The organism is Sphingomonas radicis (assembly GCF_051400635.1).
Lineage (GTDB): Bacteria > Pseudomonadota > Alphaproteobacteria > Sphingomonadales > Sphingomonadaceae > Sphingomonas.
Map to the genome: position 1 here is coordinate 100,889 of NZ_JBLFFG010000005.1, position 21,970 is coordinate 122,858.

Genomic DNA, 21,970 nt, shown 5'->3' on the forward strand with positions numbered 1-21,970 from the left:
CCGTCCCGCCTGCATGAGGCCCCGACCTAGGGGAAGCGGGCCGTGCGAATCGTGATCGTCGACGACAGCGGCCTCCGCGCCACGGTGCTGGAGGAAGGGCTGCGGGAGGCAGGGTATGAGGATATTCACCTCGTGCCCCCACGCGGCGCGTTCGTGGCCAAGATCGAGCGAATGGCGCCCGATGTGGTGCTGATGGACCTCGGGAGCCCCAGCCGCGACACGCTGGAGGAAATGCTGACCGTCAGCCGCGCGCTCGCCCGCCCGATCGCGATGTTCGTCGATCAGTCCGACGACGCGATGATCGGCGCCGCAATCGACGCCGGCGTCTCCGCTTATGTCGTCGACGGGCTTCGCAAGGATCGGGTCAAGCCGATCCTCGACCTCGCGATCCGCCGCTTCAATGCCTTCGCCCGGATGCAGGCCGAGCTCGACGAAGCCCGCACCGCGCTGGCCGACCGCAAGTCGATCGACAAGGCCAAGGCGATCCTGATGCAGACCCGGGGCCTCGCCGAACCCGACGCCTATGCCCTGCTCCGCTCGACCGCGATGCGCCAGAACAAGCGCATCGTCGAAGTGGCCGAGGCACTGATCACGGCCCACAGCCTGCTGGGAGGCCAGCCATGACGTCACTTTCCGCCGCCTTCCTGCCCCTCACCGACAGCGCGCCACTGATCGTCGCCCGCGCCAAGGGTTTCGCCGAGGCGCAGGACATCGACCTGCAGCTGGTTCGTACCACCAGCTGGGCGACGCTGCGCGACCGGCTGCTCTACGGCCAAGTCCAGGCCGCGCACATGCTCGCGCCGCTCGCGATCGCAGTGAGCCTGGGGCTGAGCCAGCAGCGCACTGCCCTCTCCGCCCCGTTCAAGCTCAACGTCAACGGCAACGCCCTGGTGATGGCTACCGAATTCGCCGCGGCGCTCGACCCCGAGCCCGCCACGCGCATCCACGATCCGGTCGCCACCGCGCACGATTTCGCCAATGCGATCGGCCTCTATCGCCGCAAGCCGGTGATCGGCGTCGTCCACCGCTTCTCGAGCCATGCGCTGATGCTGCGCTACTGGCTCGGTTATGCCGGGATCGACCCCGACCGCGACGTCCACCTGCGCGTGCTGCCGCCCTCGCTGATGGTCGAAGCGCTGCGGCTCGGCGAGATCGACGGCTTCATCGCCGGCGAGCCCTGGAACAGCGTGGCGATCGCCGAGGGGCTGGGCGAGATCATCGCAACGGGAGTCAACATCTGGCGGCGCGGCGTCGAGAAGGTGCTGGCGATGCGCACCGACTGGATGGAGGCGAATGCCGGCACCGTCGACCGGCTGCTCGTGGCGCTCTCCAACGCGGCGGCCTGGTGCGACGATCCCGCCAACCGTGAGGAACTGGCGGCGCTGCTCGAACACCCCGAGCATGTCGGCCAGCCGGCCGAATGGATCCTCTCCGCGCTCAGCGGCCGGCTGGTGCTGCGCCAGGGCGACGCACCAGTGGACGTCCCAGACTTCCTGCTCTTCCACCGCGAGGCGGCGGGCTTCCCGTGGCGCAGCCAGGCGCTGTGGATCTATTCGCAGCTCGTCCGCTGGGGAATGGTCGAGCCCGACCAAGCCAACGAGCGACTCGCCGGCGAGGTGTTCCGCCCCGACGTCTATCGCCGCGCGCTCGGCGCCTCCGGCCTCGCGATGCCCGGCGCGAGCATGAAGGTGGAGGGCGCTCTGACCGCCCCTCTGCCCGTGGGCGCGCACCAGGGCGCTCTAACACTGGGGCCAGACCGCTTCTTCGACGGCGCCGTCTTCGACCCCGACGACATCCCGGGATACCTTGCTGCACTTGCACATGCTCCCGAGTGAATTTTTTGCACTTGCGAAATGTTTCTACTTGGTGAAGCTTTGAGATAACGCGCGACGGTGCGCGTCCATGGAAGGCCATCCCAGCGCCGGGGCGGACTTCCTCCAGATCATCAGCAAAGCCGCTGTCCGGTCCCTGCAATGCGGGAGGCCGGAGGCGGCTTTTTTCGTGCCCGCGGCACAGGCCATTTTCAGTGCCCATAGGCACAGGGGAGTTCGAGCGATGAAGATTGCAGAACTGATGCGCGAAGGCTTCGATTACATGGGCGGCGGCGCGGACGTGGATCCGGTGCCGGCGCGCAAGTCGAGCTTCTGGCAGGCGGGGCACCGGCCCACGCTGATCGCCGCCTTTCTCTATTTCGACCTGGCCTTCATGGTATGGGTGCTGCTCGGACCGCTCGCGCCCGATATCGCCAGGGCGCTCAACCTCACCGCCGCGCAAAAGGGACTGATGGTGGCAACCCCGACGCTAGCTGGCGCGGTCCTGCGCGTGGTCAATGGCCTGCTGGTCGACCGGATCGGCCCCAAGCTCTCGGGCGCGATCAGCCAGGTGATCGTGATCGTCGGCCTGTTCACGGCTTGGATGATGGGCGTGAACAGCTTCGCGGGCACGCTGGCCCTGGGCGTGGTGCTTGGCTTCGCAGGTGCCAGCTTCGCGATCGCGCTTCCGCTCGCGAGCCGCTGGTACCCGCCCGAGCATCAGGGCAAGGCGATGGGGCTGGCCGGCATGGGCAATTCGGGAACGGTGCTCGCCGCGCTCTTCGCCCCCGGCCTCGCCAAGATCTTCGGCTGGAACGCAGTGCTGGGCCTCGCCTGCATCCCGCTGACGATCGTGTTCATCGCCTATCTGATCATGGCGAAGGACGCACCCAACGCGCCTGCGCCGAAATCGCTGGTCGCCTATCTCCAGCCGCTCAAGACTGCCGATGCCTGGTGGCTGATGGGCTTCTACGGCGTCACCTTCGGGGGCTTCGTCGGGCTCGCGGCTTCGCTGCCGATCTACTTCACCGATCAATTCGGGCTCACTCCGGTGATGGCCGGCTATGCCACCGCGGCCTGCGTGTTCGCGGGATCGCTGATCCGCCCGGTGGGCGGTGCGCTTGCGGACTCGATCGGCGGCGTTAAGGCGCTGAGCGTGGTGTTCGTCGTCGCTGCGCTCGCGCTCGCCGGCGTGAGCACCGCGCCGAGCGTCGGCATCGCGCTCGCCACCTTCGTCGCCGCGATGCTGGCGCTGGGCGTGGGCAACGGCGCGGTGTTCCAGCTGGTGCCCCAGCGCTTCAGTGCGGAGATCGGCGTGATGACCGGGCTGGTGGGCATGGCAGGCGGCGTAGGCGGCTTCTACCTTGCATCTTCGCTCGGTTTCGCCAAGCAGCTGAGCGGCAGCTACCAGCCGGGCTTCCTGATCTTCGCCGGGCTCGCGCTGCTCGCGCTGGCCGGACTGACCTGGGTCAAAGGCAAGTGGCGCGCCGGCTGGGGCGTCGAATCCGGCGCCCGGATCTGAGACTGCGTGGCGGGCGGCTATGCTGCCGCCCGCCATCCATCGGGGGATAATTGCATGCGTTTGTTGTTGGGATCGGTGGCCGGGCTGGTCATCGCGGCGCCGGCTTGCGCCCAGGTCGAACTCAAGCCGCTGGCCGAGGCGCGGCTGCGCTACGAGCATGTCGACCAGCAGGACCTGCCCGAGGAGTCGGACGCGGCGACATTGCGGATCCGCGCGGGTGTGGAAGCGAAGAGCGGCGAGTGGAGCGCGCTCGCCGTGGTCCAGGGCAATATGGCACTGGCAGACGATTATTATGACGGGCTTCACGGCGCAGCCACCCGCCCGTTGGTCGCGGACCCCGAGAATATCGCGCTCTACCGCGCCCAGCTCCAGTATAGGAACCGCAGCTTCGCCGTCACTGCGGGACGCCAGCTGATCGCGCTCGACGACGAGCGCTTCGTCGGCAACGCGGCGATCCGGCAGAATGCCCAGACGTTCGATGCGGTGCGCGCCGAAGTGACTCCCCTCCCCGGCCTCAAGGCCGACGTCAGCTATGCGTGGGGCGTCCGCACCATCTGGGGTGTCGAGGGCGGTGGCGCGCGCCAGCAAGCGGTGGGTGGCGACAATATCTTCGCGAACCTGAGCTATGCGAGCCCGCTCGGCACGCTCAGCGGCTTCGCCTATCTGGTCGATCAGGACGAGGCGGCGGTGCAGGGCTATCGCTTGTCGAGCCAGACCTATGGCGTGCGGCTCGCGGGGAGCCAGCCGATCGCGCCGCAGGTCAAGCTCAGCTACCAGGCAAGCTATGCGCGCCAGGCCGAATATGGGCGCAACCCGAACGACTATCGCGCCGACTATTATCTGCTCGACGCCGGGCTGGAAGTGGCCGGCGCGAAGATCGGCGCAGGCTGGGAAGTGCTCGGCGCGGATCGCGGCACCGCGCTCACTTCGTTCCAGACGCCCCTGGGTTCCGTCTTCAAGTTCCAGGGCTGGGCCGACAAGTTCACCACCACCCCACCGGACGGGGTACGCGACCTCTATGGCAGCATCGGCTATGGCTGGAAGGCTGTGGGGCCGTTCAAGGGGGTGACCCTGCAGGCGGCATATCACCGCTTCGAGAGCGATCGACTGGTGCGACGTTATGGCGACGAGCTCAATCTGCTGGCGAGCGGGAAGCTGGGGCGGACGACGCTGTCGGTCCGCTATGCGGACTATTGGGCCGATAGCTTCGCCACGGACACGCGGAAGCTGTGGCTGCAGCTGGATTGGGCTCTCTGAACCGGCGCATGATGCTGCGTTGCAAAAAACACACTTGAACCCAAGGCCGCGAATCAGCATCATGCAAGCGATCGGGCAAGGTCGCCCGAACGAGACATAGCTGCCGCTCCCAAGGTCGGGAAACGGTGGTGCATCGATCGGCAGGTGCCGGTCAGGGTGATTGGCAAGGCCGCCATGCAGGCGCTGGAACTCTCCAGCGGCCCGCATGGCGGCCTTTTGCGTTCTGGAGCTGAGACATGAATTTCCAGGCTGGCACGATCGGAGAGGAGGCGGCGGGCCGCGAGTCCGCCGCCGATCCGCGTCCGCACCTTGTGGTGGTCGGCAATGGCATGGCCGGGTGCCGCGCAGTGGAAGAGCTGCTCGCGCGCGATCCGAATCGCTACCGCGTGACGATCTTCGGCGCCGAGCCGCACGTGAACTACAACCGGATCATGCTCTCTCCGGTGCTCGCGGGCGAGAAGAGCTTCGACGAGATCGTGATCAACGGCCGCGACTGGTACGACGACAACGGCATCGAGCTGGTCGCCAGCGATCCCGTGGTGGCGATCGATCGCGCGGGCAAGACGGTCACCGCGCGCAGCGGCCGCAGCGTCAGCTACGACAAGCTGCTGATCGCGACCGGCTCCGATCCCTTCATCATTCCGGTGCCGGGCAAGGACCTGCCCGGAGTGATCAGCTTCCGCGACATGAACGATGTCGACGCGATGCTCGCGGCGGCGGCGAAGGGCGGCGATGCGGTAGTGATCGGCGGCGGGCTGCTGGGGCTCGAAGCAGCGCACGGGCTGACGCTGCGCGGCATGAAGGTCACCGTGCTCCACCTGATGCCGACGCTGATGGAGCGCCAGCTGGACGAGGCCGCAGGCTGGCTGCTCAAGCAGGAGCTGGAGGCGCGCGGGCAGACGGTACTCACCGGCGCCGACACCGCCGAGATCATCGGAACGACGCAAGTCGAAGGCGTGCGGCTGAAGGACGGGCGAGAGATCCCCGCGAGCCTCGTGGTGATGGCGGTGGGCATCCGGCCGAGCACCGCACTGGCGCGCGCGGCGGGAATCGAAGTCGGGCGCGGGATCAAGGTCGACGACCATATGGTCACCAGCGATCCGGACGTGCTCGCTGTGGGCGAATGCGTCGAGCACGACGGCCAGGTCTATGGGCTGGTCGCGCCGCTGTGGGAGATGTGCCGCGCGCTTGCCGACGGGCTGGTGGAGAAGCACAGCGGTTACAAGGGCTCGGTCACCTCGACCAAGCTCAAGGTGTCGGGGATCGACGTCTTCTCGGCGGGCGACTTCTCGGGAGGTGACGGCGCCGAGGATATCGTGCTGCGCGACGCCTCGCGCGGCATCTACAAGCGCGTGGTGGTCAAGGACGATCGCATCGTCGGCGCGGTGCTCTACGGCGATACTGTGGACGGCAGCTGGTATTTCGACCTGCTCAAGAAGCAGGAGGACGTTTCCGAACTGCGCGACCTGCTGATCTTCGGCCAGGCATATGCCTCCGGAGGTGGGCAAGCGGACCCTAAGGCGGCCGTTGCGGCGCTCTCGGACGATGCCGAGATCTGCGGCTGCAACGGCGTCAGCAAGGGACAGGTCGTCGCCTCGATCAACGCAGGCGCGTGCAGCCTCGATGCGGTGCGCGGCACCTGCAAGGCCTCGGCGAGCTGCGGATCGTGCACCGGCCTGGTCGAGACGCTGCTCGCGCTGACGCTGGGCGACGAAGTCCAGGCCGGGCCGAAGACGATGTGCAAATGCACCAGCTTCGGCCACGACGATGTGCGCCGTGAGATCGTAGCGCAGGGCATGCGCTCGATCCCCGAAGTGATGCACAAGCTCCACTGGTCGACGCCCGACGGCTGCTCCTCCTGCCGGCCGGCGCTCAACTATTATCTGCTGTGCGCGCTTCCGGGCGAATACAAGGACGACGAGCAGAGCCGCTTCGTCAACGAGCGGATGCACGCCAACATCCAGAAGGACGGCACCTATTCGGTGGTGCCGCGGATGTGGGGCGGGATCACCAATCCCCGCGAGCTGCGCGCGATCGCCGACGTGGTCGAGAAATACAATGCGCCGATGGTCAAGGTGACCGGCGGGCAGCGCCTCGACATCTTCGGGATCAAGAAGGAGGACCTGCCCGCGGTGTGGGCCGACCTCAACGCCGCGGGAATGGTCTCGGGGCACGCCTATGGCAAGTCGCTACGCACGGTGAAGACCTGCGTCGGATCCGAATGGTGCCGCTTCGGCACGCAGGATTCGACTGGACTGGGGGTCAAGACCGAGCGGATGACCTGGGGCAGCTGGATGCCCCACAAGTTCAAGATCGCCGTGAGCGGCTGCCCGCGCAACTGCGCCGAGGCGACGATCAAGGACTTCGGCGTGGTCTGCGTCGACTCGGGGTACGAGCTCCATGTCGGCGGCAACGGCGGCATCCACGTCCGCGCCACCGACCTGCTGTGCAAGGTGGCGACCGAGGAGGAGGCGCTGCACTATTGCGCGGCCTTCATCCAGCTCTACCGCGAGGAGGCGCGCTATCTGGAGCGCACCGCACCGTGGATCGAGCGCGTCGGCGTCGAATACGTCAAGTCGCGGATCGTCGGCGATGCCGAGGGCCGCGACGCGCTGGCCGTGCGCTTCCTCCATTCGCAGACGTTCAGCCAGGAAGATCCTTGGGCCGAGCGCGCCGCCGGCGCCGACGCGCATCTGCACAAGCACATCGCCGAAATCCGGCCCTTCGCCATCGTGGGAGCAGACGCATGAACATCGTTGGAGAATGGCTCGACGTGGGGCCGGTGGACCAGCTTCCCGCCACGGGAGCGCGCACGCTGCCCGTGCAGGGGGGCGAGGAGATCGCGATCTTCCGCACCGCCAACGGCAACGTCTACGCGCTGGTCAACAAATGCCCGCACAAGCACGGGCCGCTGAGCCAGGGGATCATCCACGGCACGAGCGTGACCTGTCCTCTGCACAACTGGCGCATCTCGCTGATCACCGGCGAAGCGCTGGGCGAGGACCGCGGCTGCACGCCGGTGATCCCGGTCAAGGTCGACGGCGGCCGCATCCTCATCGCGCGCAGGGAAGCGCTCGCCAGCCTCGCGGCCTGATCCGCCCGCCAACAGGGGAATTCACATGGACTATCTGCAGCCAGCCGAATTCGTGAAGAACGCCATCGACGCGGGCGAGAGCAAGGTCTTCATGTCGACCCGCGACACGCTGATCCGCGCCTTCATGGCTGGCGCCACACTGGCGCTCGCCGCGGTGTTCGCGATCACGATCAACGTCCAGACCGGCCAGCCGCTCGCGGGCGCGATCCTGTTCCCGGTGGGCTTCTGCATGCTCTACCTGCTGGGCTACGATCTGCTCACCGGCGTGTTCGTGCTCACCCCGCTCGCCTGGCTCGACAAGCGCCCCGGCGTCACGCTCAAGGGCGTGCTGCGCAACTGGGGGCTGGTGTTCCTGGGCAATTTCGGCGGCGCACTCGTCGTCGCGTTCCTGATGGCGGTCTATTTCACCTACGGCTTCTCGATCGAGCCGAGCGTGGTGGGCAAGAAGATCGCCGGCATCGGCGTCGATCGCACGCTGGGTTACGCCGAATACGGCCTCGCCGGCTGGCTGACGATCTTCGTGCGCGGGATGCTGTGCAACTGGATGGTCTCGACCGGAGTGATCGGCGCGATGCTCTCGCGCAGCGTCACGGGCAAGGTGCTCGCGATGTGGATGCCGATCATGCTGTTCTTCTACATGGTCTTCGAACATTCGATCGTGAACATGTTCCTGTTCCCCTCGGCGCTGATGCTGGGCGGCGAATTTTCGATCGGCGACTATCTCTGGTGGAACGAGATCCCCACCGTCCTCGGCAATCTGGTCGGCGGGCTGAGCTTCACCGGGCTGATGCTCTACGCGACGCACGCCCGCACCGCGCCCAAGCGGAACGCGGTGCTCACTCCGCCCACCGACGACAACGTCCGCAAGATCGCGGCCTGAGCGGCATGTCGCCGATCCCCAGCCCAGCGGTGCGCACCACTTGCGCCTATTGCGGGGTGGGCTGCGGGATCGTGGCGACGCGCACCGGCGAACGCTCGGTAGAGATCAAGGGCGACCCCGATCATCCGGCCAACCGTGGGCGGCTCTGCTCCAAGGGCACGCATCTGGGCGAGACAGTCGGGCTCGAGGGGCGGCTGCTCCACCCGATGATCGGCAGGAAGCGCGCGAGCTGGGACAAGGCGCTCGACCTGGTCGCCAAGCGCTTCCGCGACACGATCGCCGCGCACGGCCCCGACAGCGTGGCCTTCTACGTATCGGGCCAGCTGCTGACCGAGGACTATTACGTCGCCAACAAGCTGATGAAGGGCTTCATCGGATCGGCGAACATCGACACCAATTCGCGGTTGTGCATGTCGAGCGCGGTCGCCGGGCACATGCGTGCGTTCGGCGAGGACGTGGTGCCCGCGAGCTACGACGATCTGGACGAAGCCGATCTGGTCGTGCTCGTCGGATCGAACACCGCCTGGTGCCACCCGATCGTCTACCAGCGCATCCAGGCCGCCCGCATCGCACGCGGCACCAAGCTGGTGGTGATCGACCCGCGCCGCACCGAAACCTGCGAGGATGCCGATCTGCACCTCGCGATCCGCCCGGGCAGCGACGTGGCGCTGATGAACGGCCTCCTCGCGCACTGCCGCACCAACGGCCTGATCGACGAAAACTATCTCGCGCGCAGCGTCGAGGTGTCCGAGGATTTCTGGGACAAGGTTGGAGAGGGAAGCGACCTGTGGTCGGTGGCGCGCAACTGCGATGTTGCGCCCGCCGACCTCAGGCGTTTCTTCGAGCTGTTCGCCGCGCATCCGCGCACCGTTACCCTGTTCAGCCAAGGCGTGAACCAGGCGCTGCGCGGCACCGACCAGGTCAATGCGATCGTCAACGTCCACCTCGCCACGGGCCGCATCGGCAAGCCGGGCGCGGCCCCCTTTTCGATCACCGGCCAGCCCAATGCGATGGGCGGGCGCGAAGTGGGTGGGCTCGCCTCGACGCTCGCCGCGCACATGGACTTCGCGCCCGACAACGTCGCCCGCGTCGGCCGCTTCTGGGCGGCGCCGGAAATGGCCTGCAAGCCGGGGCTCAAGGCAGTCGACCTGTTCCGCGCGGTCGGCGAAGGCCGGATCAAGGCCTTGTGGGTGATGGCCACCAATCCCGCGGTTTCGATGCCCGATGCGGGGCGCGTGCGCGAGGCGCTCGCCGCCTGCCCCTTCGTCGTCGTCTCCGACGTGATGGAGGACACCGACACCGGCCGCTTCGCGCATGTGCGCCTGCCCGCCGCCGCCTGGGGCGAGAAGGACGGCACCGTCACCAATTCGGAGCGCCGCGTCAGCCGTCAGCGGCCGATCTTCGCCGCGCCGGGTGAAGCGAAGCCCGACTGGTGGATCGTCAAGGAAGTCGCGCGCCGCCTGGGCTGGCGCACCGCCTTCGCCTATGACCGGCCCGCCGACATCTTCCGCGAGCATGCCCGGCTCTCCACCTATCAGAATGGCGGCGAGCGCCTGTTCGACCTCGCCGGCAAGGTCGCCATCGGCAATCAGGATTACGAAGCGCTCGAACCCTTCCGCTGGGGCGGCGAGGCCTTTGCCGACGGCCGCTTCCCCACGCCCAGCGGCAAGGCGCGGCTGGTGCCGGTGCGGCAGATGGAGCTGCAGGCGCCGCTTCCCAAATGGCCACTGACGCTCAACACCGGCCGCTACCGCGACCAGTGGCACACGATGACGCGCACCGGGTTGAGCCCCAAGCTGGCGCGGCACCGCGAAGAGCCTTTGGTCGAAGTTCATCCCAAGGACGTCGAAGCACTCGGCCTCGCCGATGGCGGGCTGGCGCGCGTCTCGACTCCGCAGGGCGAGAGCCTGTTCCGCGTCGCGGCAAGCGAAGGGCAGCGCCGCGGCGAGATCTTCACCCCCATCCACTGGACGGACCGTCAGGCGACCGGCGGCCGCACCGGCTTGCTCCCCCGCCCGCTCACCGATCCGCATTCCGGGCAGCCGGGATTCAAATCGACTCCCGCGGCGATCGCGCCGGTGCCGGTCGAATGGCACGGCTTCCTGCTCGCGGCGGACGAGATCGCCCGGCCGGACTGCCTGTGGGCGGTGCGCATCGCAGTGGCCGGCGGCACGCTTTACGAGCTCGCGGGCAACGGCGCGGCCGAGGCGCTCGAGGCTGTGCTGCCCAAGGGCGAGCGGATCGAAGCGATCGACCGTTCGCGCGGATCGCGGCGTATCGCGATCCTGCGCGACGGCAAGCTCGCCGCGACGCTGTTCGTCACGAAATCCGGCCTGCTTCCGTCGCGTGACTGGCTGATCGCGCAGCTCGGCGAAGCCGCAGGCCCGGCGCTGCTCGCCGGCGCCCCGCCGGGCGCGCGCGAGGATCGTGGCCCGATCGTGTGCCTGTGCTTCGACGTGGGGCTCAAGACGATCGTCGGCGCGATCGCGAACCAGCAGCTCACCAGCGTCGAGGCCGTGGGCGCGGCGCTTTCGGCGGGCACCAATTGCGGATCGTGCCGCCCGGCGATCCGGCGGATCATTGAGGAAAACAGGAGCGCGGCGCATGCAGGATAGTGATTTTCGCCCCGGCGACGTCTGGCTGGTTGGCGCAGGACCGGGCGACCCCGATCTGCTCACGCGCAAGGCCGAACGGCTGATACAGAGCGCGAGCGTGGTCTTCTACGATGCGCTGGTGGGCCCCGGGGTGCTCGCGCTGATCCCGGAGCATGTGCGGATGGTGCCGGTCGGCAAGCGATCGGGGCGGCATTCGAAGGATCAGTGCTCGATCAACGACCTGCTGGTCGAAGCGGCGCTCGACGGCGAGCGCGTGGTGCGGCTGAAGGGCGGCGACCCTGCGGTGTTCGCGCGGTCGATGGAGGAAGTCGCCGCGCTTGCCGAAGTGGGCGTGACGGCGCGCATCTGCCCGGGCATCACCGCGGCAAGCGCGGCAGCGGCATCGGCAGGCGTGTCGCTGTCGCTGCGCGGGCTGGGCCGGCACGTGCAATTCGTGACTGCGCATGTCCAGGCGGGCGAACCATTGGCGCTTGACTGGTCGCGGCTGGCCGATGCGCAGGCGACCACCGCCTTCTACATGGGGCGCTCGGCCGCGAGCGAGATCAGCCGCGAGCTGATCGCCGCCGGGCTCGATCCGGCAACGCCGGTGCTCGTCGCATGCGACGTGAGCCTCCCGAGCGAACGCCTGTTCCGCACGCGGCTCGATCTGCTGCCGATCGCGGTCAAGGCCGTGGCGGAGGACAAGCCGACGCTCATCCTGATTGGCGAGGCAGTCGCGGGCGGTGCAATACGCGAAGCGCGGCAGGCGATGCGCGCGCTTGGAACGACCTAGCCAGCCCAACCTTTTCCCCTTAGCGGTCTCTCAGTGCTCCTGCGAAAGCAGGAGTCCAGGATAGCGGAGCACTGCACTACCCTGGGCTCCTGCTTTCGCAGGAGCGCGAAGACTTGGCAGCTCACCACCGCTTCCCGCCACGGGCACCTGCGTCCCTCAATTCCGCGCGCCAGGCTCGATCTCCCGGTTGACATCGCGCACCCTTCCTCACAAATCATCAGACAATTACACGAGGGAGGATGCGAGTGTCGGGTGTGACGCTGGCGGACGTCAGCAAGGCCTATGGCGCGCAGAGCGTAGTCGATCGGCTCTCGCTCGACGTTGCGCCGGGCGAGTTCGTCGTTTTCCTCGGTCCCTCGGGATGCGGCAAGTCCACGCTGCTGCGCATGATCGCCGGGCTCGAGACGGTCGACTCCGGCGAGATCCGCATCGGCGAGCGCCGCGTCGATACGCTGCCGCCGGGCGAGCGCGGCGTCGCAATGGTCTTCCAGCATTATGCGCTCTACCCGCACATGAGCGTGCGCGAGAATATGGCGTTCGGGCTGCGCAATGCGCGCGTGCCCGCGGACGAGATCGCCGAGCGGATCGCCGCTGCCGCCGCGAGCCTCGAGATCGAGCCGCTGATCGATCGCAAGCCGGGTCAGCTTTCGGGCGGGCAGCGCCAGCGCGTCGCGATCGCGCGCGCGATCGTCAAGCAGCCGGAGGTGTTCCTGCTCGATGAGCCTCTCTCGAACCTCGATGCGGCACTGCGCGGACGCACGCGAGTCGAGCTCGCCCAGCTCCATCGGCGGCTGAATACGACGATGATCTTCGTGACGCACGACCAGGTCGAGGCGATGACGCTCGCCGATCGGATCGTGGTGCTCAACAAGGGCGGGATCGAGCAGATCGGCACGCCGATGGAAATCTATCGCCGCCCGCGCACCGAATTCGTCGCGACCTTTGTGGGGTCGCCACGGATCAACCTCCTTCCCGTCGCGGCCGAAGCCAATGCCGGCGGCGCGGCGCGGGTGCGACTGGGGGACGGGACCGAGCTCGATACCGCGGTGCCCCTCCCCTCCACCGGACCGCTGACACTGGGATTGCGTGCCGAATGCGTGCGCATCGCGGCACCCGAGGGCGCGTCGGCTCAGGGCACCGCCGAAGTCGTCGAGCGGCTGGGCGAACGGACGCTGGTGCACGTCTCGCTGGGCGATGGTTCGCGGCTGGTCGCCGAGGATTCGGGCCTGTCGACGGTGCGCGCGGGCGAGCGCGTGGGGCTGGCGATCGACGGGCGCTCGGCGCACCTGTTCGATTCGCAGGGCCTTGGCCACCACGCACGCCAGGCTGCCTGATGGCGACGGTCGCTGCCGCCACGCCTGCGCTCGCTTCGGGTACGCGGCCACTCCGCGCCCGGCGCACCGGCGAATGGCGCAACCTCTGGTTCGTGGCACCCTATCTGGTGGTGTTCGTGGTGATGCTGGTGGTGCCTTTGCTCTGGGGCATGTGGCTCTCCACCACCAAGAGCGACCTGTTCGGAACCGAGGCCGGGGTAGGTGCCCGCAATTTTGTCCGACTTATTCGCGATCCGTTCTTCCTCCAAACCGTGGGCAACACCTTCTATTTCGTGCTGCTCACCGTCCCCGCGCTCACCCTCTCCGGCCTCGGCCTCGCGCTGGTGCTCAACCGGCAGGAGCGCTGGGCGGCGGTGCTGCGGACGATCTTCTTTGCCTCCACCGTGCTTTCGGTGACCGTGGTCACGCTAGTCTGGCGGCTGATCTTCCTGCCCGACGGCGGGCTGCTCGGAGTGACGGCCGAAGCGCTGGGCAGGACGCCGCTCGCCTTCCTCAACAACGAAGACCTCGCGATGCCGGCGATCGCGATCACCACGATCTGGTGGTGCATCGGGCTGCCGATGGTGCTGTTCCTGGCGGCGCTCCAGCAGGTGCCGCGCGACCTCTACGAAGCCGCGGCGCTCGACAATGCCTCGCGCTGGACCACGCTGACGCGGATCACCTTGCCAGCGATCCGGCGGACCTTCTTCCTGGTGATCATCATCGAAGTGATCCTGCAGTTCCAGCTGTTCGGCCAGCCGCAGCTGATGACGCTCGGCGGACCGAACAACGCCACGCGGCCGATCGTGCTGTTCATCTACGAGACCGGCTGGCGGCAATGGGAGCTGGGCTATGCCGCCGCCGCCGCGCAGGTGCTCTTCGCGATGATCCTGGTCGCGGCGATGATCCAGTACCGCATCTCGGCGCGGAAGGACGCGGCATGACGCGCAGCCGCTTTGCCATCGCGCTGGTCGTGCTCGCGGCGGTGCTGATGCTCGTGCCCTTGCTGTGGGTGCTCGCACTCTCGCTCAAGGCCAATGCCGAGCTGATGACCGACACCGCATCGGTGTTCAACGGCCGCTACACGCTGGAGAATTACCGCAACCTGTTCGGTAACGGCGATGTGTTCCGCTGGATCGCCAACAGCCTGATCGTGTCGCTGGGAATGACCGCGGGGGTGCTCGCGCTCGCCTCGCTCGCGGGCTACGGCTTCGCGCGGCTCGAATTCCCCGGGCGCGACGTGCTGTTCGTCGTGGTGCTGCTCGGGCTTGCGGTGCCCGAGCAGGCCGTGATCATCGCGCGGCACCAGATGTTCAGCCTCGCCGGCATGCACAACAGCTACCCTGCGCTGATCCTGCCGGGCCTCTCGGCGCCGTTCGGCGTGTTCCTGATGACGCAATATTTCCGCGCTATCCCCAAGGAGATAGACGAGGCCGCGCTGCTCGACGGAGCCTCGCGCTTCCGAATCTTCTGGAAGCTGCTGCTGCCCCTCACCATCCCCGCGCAGGCGACTTTGGGCATCTTCACCTTCCTTCACGGCTGGAACGACTATTGGTGGCCGCTGATCTCGGCGACCAACAAGGACATGTTCACGCTGACGGTGGGCATCGCCTCCACCCAGATGAACTTCGCCCAGACCGAGGGGCTGGGCTTCCTGATGGCGCAGGCGGTGTTCGCGGGCGCGCCGATGCTGATCGTGTATCTGTTCTTCCAGAAATACATCGTCCAGGCAGTGGCGGGAGCGGCAGGTCGATGAGGGCGCTCTGGCTCCTCCCGCTGGCGCTGCTCGGCTCGTGCACCCAGCCGGGGCCCGAGAAGACGCGGCTGGTGATCCAGCGCTTCTTCGGCGCGTGCGAGGCGCAATACGGCCGCGCCACCGACATCGCCAGGGCAGAGGGCGAGTGCGGGATCATGACCACGATGATCAACCGCTTCGAAGCCGAGAATCCGGGCATCGAGGTGGTCGAGAACATCGTCTTCTGGCCCGGCTACGACCAGCTCACCGCGCAGCTCGCCGCCAACGACGCGCCCGATCTGGTGACGATGCACGGCTCGGTGATCCCGGACTATCAGGCGCGGAACCTGCTCGAGCCGCTCGACGGCGACCTCGCGGCGATCGGCGCGCCCGCCGCCGGCTTCACCAATGCAGCGCGCGCGGCGGTGAGCGTCGACGGGCATGTCTGGGGCCTGCCGATCGATACCTGGGCCCCGCTGTGGCACATCAACATGAACCTGTTCCGCAAGGCCGGGCTGGTGCGCGGCGGCAAGCCCGTGCTGCCCCGCTCGCCCGAGGAGCTCTACGCCCAGGCGCAGCAGTTCCGCGAGCGCACCGGCAAGCCCTATCTCGTCCAGGGTGCGGCCAACGAATACGCCGGCTTCACGCGCAACTTCTACACCTTCGTGATGCAGCAGGATGCGCCCTTGTTCGCCGGCGATCCGCTCCGCGCCAATTTCCGCACCGATGCCGGGCGCAACGCGCTCCAGCTGTTCAAGACGATCTACGATCGCGACTTCACCACCAAGAACCAGGATTACAGTGCAGCCGTCGCGGGGTTCCTCAACGGTGACGGCGGCGTGTTCCTCGTCGGCACCTGGATGGTCGGGACCTTCGACGCAAAAGCGCGCGAGCGCGAAGGCACGCTCGCGAACGGCGGCTATGCGGTGGTCCCCTACCCCAGGCTTTTCCAGAAGGACGCGACCTTCGCCGACGGGCACAATTGGGTGATGCCGCGCGATTCGAAACGCTCGTCCGAAGAGCGCGCAGCGGCACTCAAGTTCCTCAAATTCTTCGCCGGCAACGCCGCGCACTGGGCGCGCACCGGCCACCTCCCTGCCTTCCAGGCGATTATCGACAGCCCCGAGTGGCGCGCGCTGCCGCACCGCGAAGGACTCGCTATCCTCGCCACCACCGGCCAGCCGCTGCCCAAGGGCGTTCGCCGCCAGTTCCCGCTCGAGACGATCGTCGGTACCGAGGCCGCTTCGGCGATCTCGGGCGCCAAGCCGATCGACCGCACCCTTTCCGACATGGAGCGCCGCGCGAACGCCGTGCTCGAAAACCTCTAGCCCTCCCAGGAGCCCCAATGCTCAAGTCTCATGTGATTGCCGACCGCGACTTCGTGATCGCCCCGCTCGACCGCCGCGTGTTCGGCACCTTCGTCGAGCATCTCGGCCGCTGCGTGTACGGCGGCATCTACGAGCCCGGCCATCCGACCGCCGACGAGAACGGCTTCCGCGGCGACGTGCTCGCGCTCACCCGCGAGCTGGGCGCGACGATCGTCCGCTACCCCGGCGGCAACTTCGTCTCCGGATACAATTGGGAAGACGGCGTCGGCCCCAAGGACCAGCGCCCGGTGCGGCTCGATCTCGCCTGGGGATCGACCGAGACCAACCAGTTCGGCACCAACGAGTTCATCACTTGGTGCCGCAAGGCCGAGATCGAACCGATGTTCGCAGTCAACCTCGGCACGCGCGGCCCCGCCGAGGCCCAGAACCTGCTCGAATATTGCAACCACCCCGGCGGCACCCACTATGCCGATCTGCGCATCGCACATGGCTATCCCGAGCCGCACAACATCAAATTCTGGTGCCTGGGCAACGAGATGGACGGCCCGTGGCAGACCTGCGCCAAAACCGCGCAGGAATATGGCCGTGTCGCCAAGGAAACCGCCAAGGTGATGCGCTGGACCGACGGCGGGCTCCAGCTGGCGGCGTGCGGATCGTCGTTCCGCGACATGCCGACCTATGGCACCTGGGAATACACCGTCCTCGATCATTGCTTCGAGGAAGTCGATTACATCTCGCTCCACCAGTATTTCGAGAATTACGAGGACGAGGTCGATCGCTTTCTGACCGTGATCGACAAGCTCGAGCGGTTCATCGTCGAGGTTGCCGCGATCGCCGACGCAGTCGCCGCCAAGCGCCGCTCCCCTAAGCGGATCATGCTCTCGCTCGACGAATGGAACGTCTGGTACCGCGCCCGCGCCGGCGAGCAGCTGCGCGGCGTCGGCTGGCCGCAGGCACCCGCGCTGCTCGAGGAAATCTATAATTTCGAGGATGCGCTGGTCGTTGGCGGCGCGCTGCTGACGATGATGAACAATGCCGATCGCGTGAAATCCGCGTGCATCGCGCAGCTCGTCAACGTGATCGGCCCGATCATGACCGAAACCGGCGGCCCGGCGTGGCGCCAGACGATCTTCCACCCCTTCGCCCAGGCCTCGCGCCACGGCCGCGGCAACGTGCTGCGCACCAAGGTCCAGACCGGCAGCTTCTCGGCGGGCGGCGTGGAGGATGCGCCGCTGCTCGTCACGTCGGTGATCGAGGACCCCGAAACCGGCGAAGCCACCGTCTTCGCGCTCAACCGGAGCCAGGACCAGGAAATGGAACTCACCGTCGAGCTGCGCGGAATGGGCGATCGGGTGCTCGGTGCCGCCGAGGAGCTCCACCATGCCGATCTCAAGGCGATCAACAGCAAGGATACGCCCGATGCCGTCGCGCCGGTCGCCCATCCCGCTGCCCGCATCGACGGCAGCACCCTCACCGCCACGCTCAAGCCGCTTTCGTGGAACGTCTTCCCGACGCGCCGCGCATGATTGTCTAAAGCCGAGAGGACGCTAAACATCTAGCATGAGCACCAAGCCCATCAAGAAAGCGCTCGATGCCCGCGCCCGCCGCAAGTCGCTGCGGCTGCACGGCACGATCGCGCGCGACCTGGGCATCCTGATCGTCTCGGGGCGCTATCACCCGGGCGAAGTGCTCAGCAACGAAGTCGCCGCGAGCGACCGGCTCCACGTCTCACGCACCGCCTATCGCGAGGCGCTGCGCATCCTGGCCGCCAAGGGTCTGGTGGAATCACGTCCCCGCGCTGGCACCCGGGTGAGCGAGCGTGCCAAATGGCATCTGCTCGATCCCGACGTGCTCTCATGGATCTTCGAGTTCGAGCCTGACGACGCGCTGCTCGCCAGCCTGTTCGAGCTCCGGAAGATCTTCGAGCCGGAGGCCGCGCGCCTGGCGGCCGAACGCCGCACCCAGGACCATCTCGATCGCATGGCGGAGGGGCTGCAGGGCATGGCCGAGCACACGCTGGCAGTGGAGGAAGGCCGAATCGCCGACCAGAAGTTCCACGCCGCGCTGCTGGAAGCTTCGGGCAACCCCTTCCTCGCGACGCTCACCACCAGCGTCGGTGCCGCCGTCGCCTGGACGACGATCTTCAAGCAGCGCAACAGTCCCCTGCGCCGTGATCCCGTTCCCGACCACCAGCGCGTCTATGACGCGATCGCTGCGGGCGATGCCGAGGGAGCGCACCACGCGATGGCCGAGCTGGTCGACATGGCCTTCCTCGACACCGCCAATTCGCGGACGTCCAAAGGTAGCCGGGCGAAGAGGACGGGCTAGCGGGCGTCGGCGTTCGCGAATGCCTGAACCCGCAGGCGGGGAAAAACTTCCTCGATCGGCTTGGTGTCGGGCAGCACGTAAACATACCCGCCCTTCTTCTGGAAAAGCGGACGCACGCTCTTGCCATAGAAGGCCCTGGGCACGTTGATGCAGCCGAATGTTATGCGGTTGTCGTCCGAAGTCGGTGACAGCATCCGCTCGCGGCGCCGTTCCTTCTTGCTCGCCCCCTTGGGGATCGGATGGAGCGCCACGGATGTGGCATAATCGACCCAGAGTACTTTCTCGTTTCCAGCGGCCAGTCCGTATTTCGCAAGGAACCGTCCCGCAGGTGTCGTCTTCTCCGCGGGCCCGATCTCGGCAAGATTTTTGCTGCCGATCCCGGGAGTTGCATCATCGCCGGCGGCAACGCCGATCAATACCGGGACCTGGCCTAGCGGCTTCCCCTTTGCACTGAACAGCAAGAGTGAAGCAGTCGTCTTGTCGACAATGATATACGGCAGGGAGCCGTTGTCGCCTGACGCGCCGATCCAGTCCGCAACGCGCATGGCGGCCGCCGAAGGGCCCGGCTTCGCTCCGGCTTCCGCAGTTCCAGTCTGCGATTGGGTTGGCACCAATGCCGGCCCCGGCGGTGGCGCGCTCTCCGCTGCCGGAACCATCAGCGCGAGTCCGGCAAGCGCCACGAAGATATCGATCATTGCTCAAGGCGCTCGAAATGAATTGGCGGCCGCACGGAGACGGCCGCCACGGGAAATCACGGTTCGATCAGCATCTGCTGCCTTGCGGCATCAATTGCGCGGCCGCTTCGGCTGCTTCTCCTGCGCCTGCATCCGCTGCTCGATGCCATCCACCCGGGCATTGAGCTGATCGATGCGCTGACCATTGTTCTGCGCCTCGCCGGACGCGGCCTGTGCTGCTGCCAGTGCCGATTTGGCCGTGTTGTCAGTTTCCTGCAATCTCGCCTCGAGCGCATCGACGCGCTGGCTCACAGGAGCGATCTGCTCTCTGACATAGGATTTGGAGGCGCAGCCGCCCAGGCCCACTGCGCCCACCAAGATCACAACCGCCGGAGCAAGCTTCGTCACAGATGGCGTCATCGCATCCTCTTCTAATAGTTAACCAAGTGGAACAACCCAAGCCGAGCGCTGATGTTCCAACAATCCCGATTGTGCCCGGCTGTGCATCTGCTCGGCCCAGTGGATGGCTGGATCGCCCGAATGGTCTGAAATGACGGGGGTCGGGTGGATATTGCCGAACGGCAGATCGATGCTTCCGCGCGCGCTACGCCGGTCACCGCTCGGCAAACGGGTCCTTCGGTATGGGGGTGGAGCGCCCCTTATCGAGCACGCGGTCCGCGGGATTCGTCCTGTAGAAGGCGACGCATCGGCGCAGCTCTGCGACTGCCGCGCTGCTTCCAGCCAGACTCAGCTGGTCGACCGGCACCTTGCCGCGATAGATGTGGAGAAACCTGGACGCGGCGAAATAGGTGGGGAACTTCGCTTCGAAATTCGTGACGAACCCCTTCTTCCCTTTCGACACCATGCCCACGGCGGCATGGTTGGAATAGCCGCCGTTGGAGAGGCGGAAATTCAGCTTCAACCGGTCCTTTGGCTTGATCGACCAATTGTCGTTCAGAACCGAGAGATGGTTGGTGCCGTCGATATCGAGGCCGAGAAGGAGCGTCGTTTCCCCGTCCCCGTCATATTCGGTCGTAATGAAGCAGCCCCTTTTGTCGCTGCTTGCCGCCACCGTCCAACCGCCTACCTCCCGCGCAGCATAGTCCTGGGCGGACGCATGCGCGCTCGCGAACAGCCCGGCGGCGAGAGCCGACCGGAAGAAGGCTCGCCGGACCCCCGCCGGAACCCGGGCGTGGAGCGACTCACGCATTCGGTACGAGCTCGATATCGGTAGCAGGCGCAGAAGCAGGTTCGGGCGTATCCGCCAACCTTGCGCAATCGGGCTCGCACGTTCGACCGGCTGTCGCGACATTGCCATGAGCTCCATTCTCCACGACGATTTTAACCGACGGCTACACCGTTGGCCGCGGCTCGCAAACCGGGTCGATAGCGGACACGCAGCCGCCGCCTGAACGAATGACCGACATCGGCGCACATTCGCCGCCACAAGCCAGGCCGTCGTGCCCCGCCTTCTTCCTTGCAATGTAGGATTTCGCCTGCTCCACATCTCTCCCCGGCCAGCCGGGTGCGCTCTTTGACATTGCCGCGACACTTGCATCGCAGGCGCAATAAAGTTGCGAGATGAATCGCGTTTCCGTGAAAAGAGTCAAAACTGGCGCAGCGGAATTTGGCCGTCAGAGCGCCACCGGCCATCCGTCTTCGCTCCATCCGAGCGGCTGGATGCGCAGCGTCGGGACGCCGTCCTTCTTCACGTCATAGGCGTGATAGACGATATGGTGGCGCCCGCCCTGCTCCAGGATCGCGGGATGGCCGGGGCCGGCGAAGCGGCCGGTCTTGTCCAGGCTAGCATGCAGCACCGGGAAGCCGCCGCCGTCCATCATGTCCTTGCCCTCGCGGTCCTTGTACGGACCGGTAGGCGAGCTGGAGCGGCCGACGACGGTGGAGTAGGTGCTCTTCGCCCCGCGGCAGCAGAAGTCGAACGAGACGAAGAGATAATAGTAATCGCCGCGCCGGATCACGAACGGCGCCTCGACCGCGCCGGGGCTTCGCCGGCGCGCGAGCGAATAGACCTTGCCGTCCTCGGTCGAACGCATCCCCGTAGCCCGATCGAGCCGGACCAGCTTGATCCCCGTCCAGAAGCTTCCGAACGCCATCCACTGGCGCCCCTCGGCATCCTCGAAGGCATTCGGGTCGATCGCGTTGAAATCGTTGCGACTGTCCGATCGGACCACCGCGCCCTTGTCGGTCCACACCGGCTTCTCGAGCGATGGCGTGGTGACCAGCCCGATCGCAGAGCGGTTCTTTCCGAAGGTCGAGATCGAATAATAGAGGCGATATTCGTTGCCCGTTTTCGAGATATCGGGAGCCCAGATGCCGCGCGTGCCGGGCACTGCCTCACGCGCCCAGCCAGGCATCGCCGCGAACACCGGGTCCGCGCGCGCCCAGGTCGCCAGATCCTTGGAAGTGCGGACATGGATCAGCCCCTTGCCCTCACGCTCCTGGCTGGTGCTGAAGAGATAATAAGTGTCACCCTGCTTGATGATCGCGGGGTCGTGAACCGGCGAGATGTCCCCCGCGATCCGATCGCCCGGCGGCGACGCCGCCGACTGGCCCCAGCCGACGCCGCCCGCCGCGAGCGCAGCGAGCAGCGAGACGGCAAGGAGCGCGGCAGCCCGCACTC

19 protein-coding genes are annotated in these 21,970 nt (G+C 66.9%); 15 read left to right on the top strand and 4 right to left on the bottom strand.

Translation table 11 applies throughout. The features are described from left to right. Window positions 1-42 precede the first annotated feature (42 nt). The 15 genes from ACMGDH_RS16110 (at window position 43) to ACMGDH_RS16180 (ending at window position 18,655) form a co-directional block, all read left to right on the top strand. Complete coding sequence (locus tag ACMGDH_RS16110) at window positions 43-624, top strand: ANTAR domain-containing response regulator (protein WP_436828997.1); 582 nt, start codon at window positions 43-45, stop codon at window positions 622-624. Continuing rightward, on the top strand, window positions 621-1,835 hold the full coding sequence (locus tag ACMGDH_RS16115) for a CmpA/NrtA family ABC transporter substrate-binding protein (protein WP_436828998.1): 1,215 nt from the start codon (window positions 621-623) through the stop codon (window positions 1,833-1,835). The genes ACMGDH_RS16110 and ACMGDH_RS16115 overlap by 4 nt, the downstream gene beginning before the upstream one ends. Before the next feature lie 259 nt (window positions 1,836-2,094). After that, window positions 2,095-3,333, top strand: coding sequence for a nitrate/nitrite transporter (locus tag ACMGDH_RS16120; RefSeq protein WP_436829152.1), 1,239 nt, complete (start codon window positions 2,095-2,097; stop codon window positions 3,331-3,333). A gap of 54 nt (window positions 3,334-3,387) precedes the next feature. Next, the gene (locus tag ACMGDH_RS16125) at window positions 3,388-4,590 is read left to right on the top strand and encodes a hypothetical protein (protein ID WP_436828999.1); all 1,203 of its coding nucleotides are present in this window, start codon (window positions 3,388-3,390) and stop codon (window positions 4,588-4,590) included. A 236-nt stretch (window positions 4,591-4,826) separates the two neighbouring features. Continuing rightward, window positions 4,827-7,340, top strand: a complete 2,514-nt coding sequence (gene nirB, locus ACMGDH_RS16130; protein WP_436829000.1) for a nitrite reductase large subunit NirB — start codon at window positions 4,827-4,829, stop codon at window positions 7,338-7,340. Then, window positions 7,337-7,684: a nitrite reductase small subunit NirD gene (gene nirD / locus ACMGDH_RS16135; RefSeq protein WP_436829001.1), complete on the top strand. Its 348-nt coding sequence runs from the start codon at window positions 7,337-7,339 to the stop codon at window positions 7,682-7,684. The genes nirB and nirD overlap by 4 nt, the downstream gene beginning before the upstream one ends. A gap of 25 nt (window positions 7,685-7,709) precedes the next feature. Next, window positions 7,710-8,564, top strand: a complete 855-nt coding sequence (locus ACMGDH_RS16140) for a formate/nitrite transporter family protein (RefSeq protein WP_436829002.1) — start codon at window positions 7,710-7,712, stop codon at window positions 8,562-8,564. Window positions 8,565-8,569: 5 nt separating this feature from the next. Further along, window positions 8,570-11,179, top strand: coding sequence for a molybdopterin-dependent oxidoreductase (locus ACMGDH_RS16145; RefSeq protein ID WP_436829003.1), 2,610 nt, complete (start codon window positions 8,570-8,572; stop codon window positions 11,177-11,179). Next, window positions 11,169-11,951 carry a uroporphyrinogen-III C-methyltransferase gene (gene cobA, locus ACMGDH_RS16150; RefSeq protein WP_436829004.1) on the top strand — a complete coding sequence of 261 codons (783 nt, stop codon included), beginning with the start codon at window positions 11,169-11,171 and terminating at the stop codon, window positions 11,949-11,951. The genes ACMGDH_RS16145 and cobA overlap by 11 nt, the downstream gene beginning before the upstream one ends. A 239-nt stretch (window positions 11,952-12,190) precedes the next feature. Beyond that, the gene (locus ACMGDH_RS16155) at window positions 12,191-13,285 is read left to right on the top strand and encodes an ABC transporter ATP-binding protein (protein ID WP_436829005.1); all 1,095 of its coding nucleotides are present in this window, start codon (window positions 12,191-12,193) and stop codon (window positions 13,283-13,285) included. Next, complete coding sequence (locus ACMGDH_RS16160) at window positions 13,285-14,208, top strand: carbohydrate ABC transporter permease (protein WP_436829006.1); 924 nt, start codon at window positions 13,285-13,287, stop codon at window positions 14,206-14,208. The genes ACMGDH_RS16155 and ACMGDH_RS16160 overlap by 1 nt, the downstream gene beginning before the upstream one ends. Then, a complete protein-coding gene (locus ACMGDH_RS16165) occupies window positions 14,205-15,020 on the top strand; it encodes a carbohydrate ABC transporter permease (protein ID WP_436829007.1) in 816 nt (271 codons plus the stop codon). Before ACMGDH_RS16160 ends, ACMGDH_RS16165 begins: the two co-directional genes overlap by 4 nt. After that, window positions 15,017-16,327 carry an extracellular solute-binding protein gene (locus ACMGDH_RS16170; RefSeq protein ID WP_436829008.1) on the top strand — a complete coding sequence of 437 codons (1,311 nt, stop codon included), beginning with the start codon at window positions 15,017-15,019 and terminating at the stop codon, window positions 16,325-16,327. Before ACMGDH_RS16165 ends, ACMGDH_RS16170 begins: the two co-directional genes overlap by 4 nt. 17 nt (window positions 16,328-16,344) lie before the next feature. Then, on the top strand, window positions 16,345-17,853 hold the full coding sequence (gene arfA / locus ACMGDH_RS16175) for an arabinosylfuranosidase ArfA (protein ID WP_436829009.1): 1,509 nt from the start codon (window positions 16,345-16,347) through the stop codon (window positions 17,851-17,853). Between the two features lie 34 nt (window positions 17,854-17,887). Beyond that, window positions 17,888-18,655: a FadR/GntR family transcriptional regulator gene (locus ACMGDH_RS16180; RefSeq protein ID WP_436829010.1), complete on the top strand. Its 768-nt coding sequence runs from the start codon at window positions 17,888-17,890 to the stop codon at window positions 18,653-18,655. On the opposite strand, the gene ACMGDH_RS16185 is transcribed toward ACMGDH_RS16180, so the two are convergent. The 4 genes from ACMGDH_RS16185 to ACMGDH_RS16200 form a co-directional block, all read right to left on the bottom strand. Further along, window positions 18,652-19,311: a hypothetical protein gene (locus tag ACMGDH_RS16185; RefSeq protein ID WP_436829153.1), complete on the bottom strand. Its 660-nt coding sequence runs from the start codon at window positions 19,309-19,311 to the stop codon at window positions 18,652-18,654. The genes ACMGDH_RS16180 and ACMGDH_RS16185 overlap by 4 nt on opposite strands. Window positions 19,312-19,440: 129 nt before the next feature. Beyond that, on the bottom strand, window positions 19,441-19,749 hold the full coding sequence (locus ACMGDH_RS16190) for a hypothetical protein (RefSeq protein WP_436829011.1): 309 nt from the start codon (window positions 19,747-19,749) through the stop codon (window positions 19,441-19,443). 193 nt (window positions 19,750-19,942) lie between these two features. Beyond that, entirely contained in the window at window positions 19,943-20,539 is a 597-nt protein-coding gene (locus ACMGDH_RS16195; RefSeq protein WP_436829012.1) for a hypothetical protein, read from the bottom strand. A 424-nt stretch (window positions 20,540-20,963) separates the two neighbouring features. Beyond that, window positions 20,964-21,968, bottom strand: a complete 1,005-nt coding sequence (locus ACMGDH_RS16200) for an arabinan endo-1,5-alpha-L-arabinosidase (RefSeq protein ID WP_436829013.1) — start codon at window positions 21,966-21,968, stop codon at window positions 20,964-20,966. Window positions 21,969-21,970: the final 2 nt, after the last annotated feature.

Coding starts and splice junctions, on each gene's coding strand:
- ACMGDH_RS16115 (WP_436828998.1), top strand. CDS start 621: ATGACGTCACTTTCCGCCGCCTTCCTGCCCCTCACCGACAGCGCGCCA.
- ACMGDH_RS16120 (WP_436829152.1), top strand. CDS start 2,095: ATGGGCGGCGGCGCGGACGTGGATCCGGTGCCGGCGCGCAAGTCGAGC.
- ACMGDH_RS16125 (WP_436828999.1), top strand. CDS start 3,388: ATGCGTTTGTTGTTGGGATCGGTGGCCGGGCTGGTCATCGCGGCGCCG.
- nirB (WP_436829000.1), top strand. CDS start 4,827: ATGAATTTCCAGGCTGGCACGATCGGAGAGGAGGCGGCGGGCCGCGAG.
- nirD (WP_436829001.1), top strand. CDS start 7,337: ATGAACATCGTTGGAGAATGGCTCGACGTGGGGCCGGTGGACCAGCTT.
- ACMGDH_RS16140 (WP_436829002.1), top strand. CDS start 7,710: ATGGACTATCTGCAGCCAGCCGAATTCGTGAAGAACGCCATCGACGCG.
- ACMGDH_RS16145 (WP_436829003.1), top strand. CDS start 8,570: ATGTCGCCGATCCCCAGCCCAGCGGTGCGCACCACTTGCGCCTATTGC.
- cobA (WP_436829004.1), top strand. CDS start 11,169: ATGCAGGATAGTGATTTTCGCCCCGGCGACGTCTGGCTGGTTGGCGCA.
- ACMGDH_RS16155 (WP_436829005.1), top strand. CDS start 12,191: ATGCGAGTGTCGGGTGTGACGCTGGCGGACGTCAGCAAGGCCTATGGC.
- ACMGDH_RS16160 (WP_436829006.1), top strand. CDS start 13,285: ATGGCGACGGTCGCTGCCGCCACGCCTGCGCTCGCTTCGGGTACGCGG.
- ACMGDH_RS16165 (WP_436829007.1), top strand. CDS start 14,205: ATGACGCGCAGCCGCTTTGCCATCGCGCTGGTCGTGCTCGCGGCGGTG.
- ACMGDH_RS16170 (WP_436829008.1), top strand. CDS start 15,017: ATGAGGGCGCTCTGGCTCCTCCCGCTGGCGCTGCTCGGCTCGTGCACC.
- arfA (WP_436829009.1), top strand. CDS start 16,345: ATGCTCAAGTCTCATGTGATTGCCGACCGCGACTTCGTGATCGCCCCG.
- ACMGDH_RS16180 (WP_436829010.1), top strand. CDS start 17,888: ATGAGCACCAAGCCCATCAAGAAAGCGCTCGATGCCCGCGCCCGCCGC.
- ACMGDH_RS16185 (WP_436829153.1), bottom strand. CDS start 19,311: ATGGTTCCGGCAGCGGAGAGCGCGCCACCGCCGGGGCCGGCATTGGTG.
- ACMGDH_RS16190 (WP_436829011.1), bottom strand. CDS start 19,749: ATGACGCCATCTGTGACGAAGCTTGCTCCGGCGGTTGTGATCTTGGTG.
- ACMGDH_RS16195 (WP_436829012.1), bottom strand. CDS start 20,539: ATGCGTGAGTCGCTCCACGCCCGGGTTCCGGCGGGGGTCCGGCGAGCC.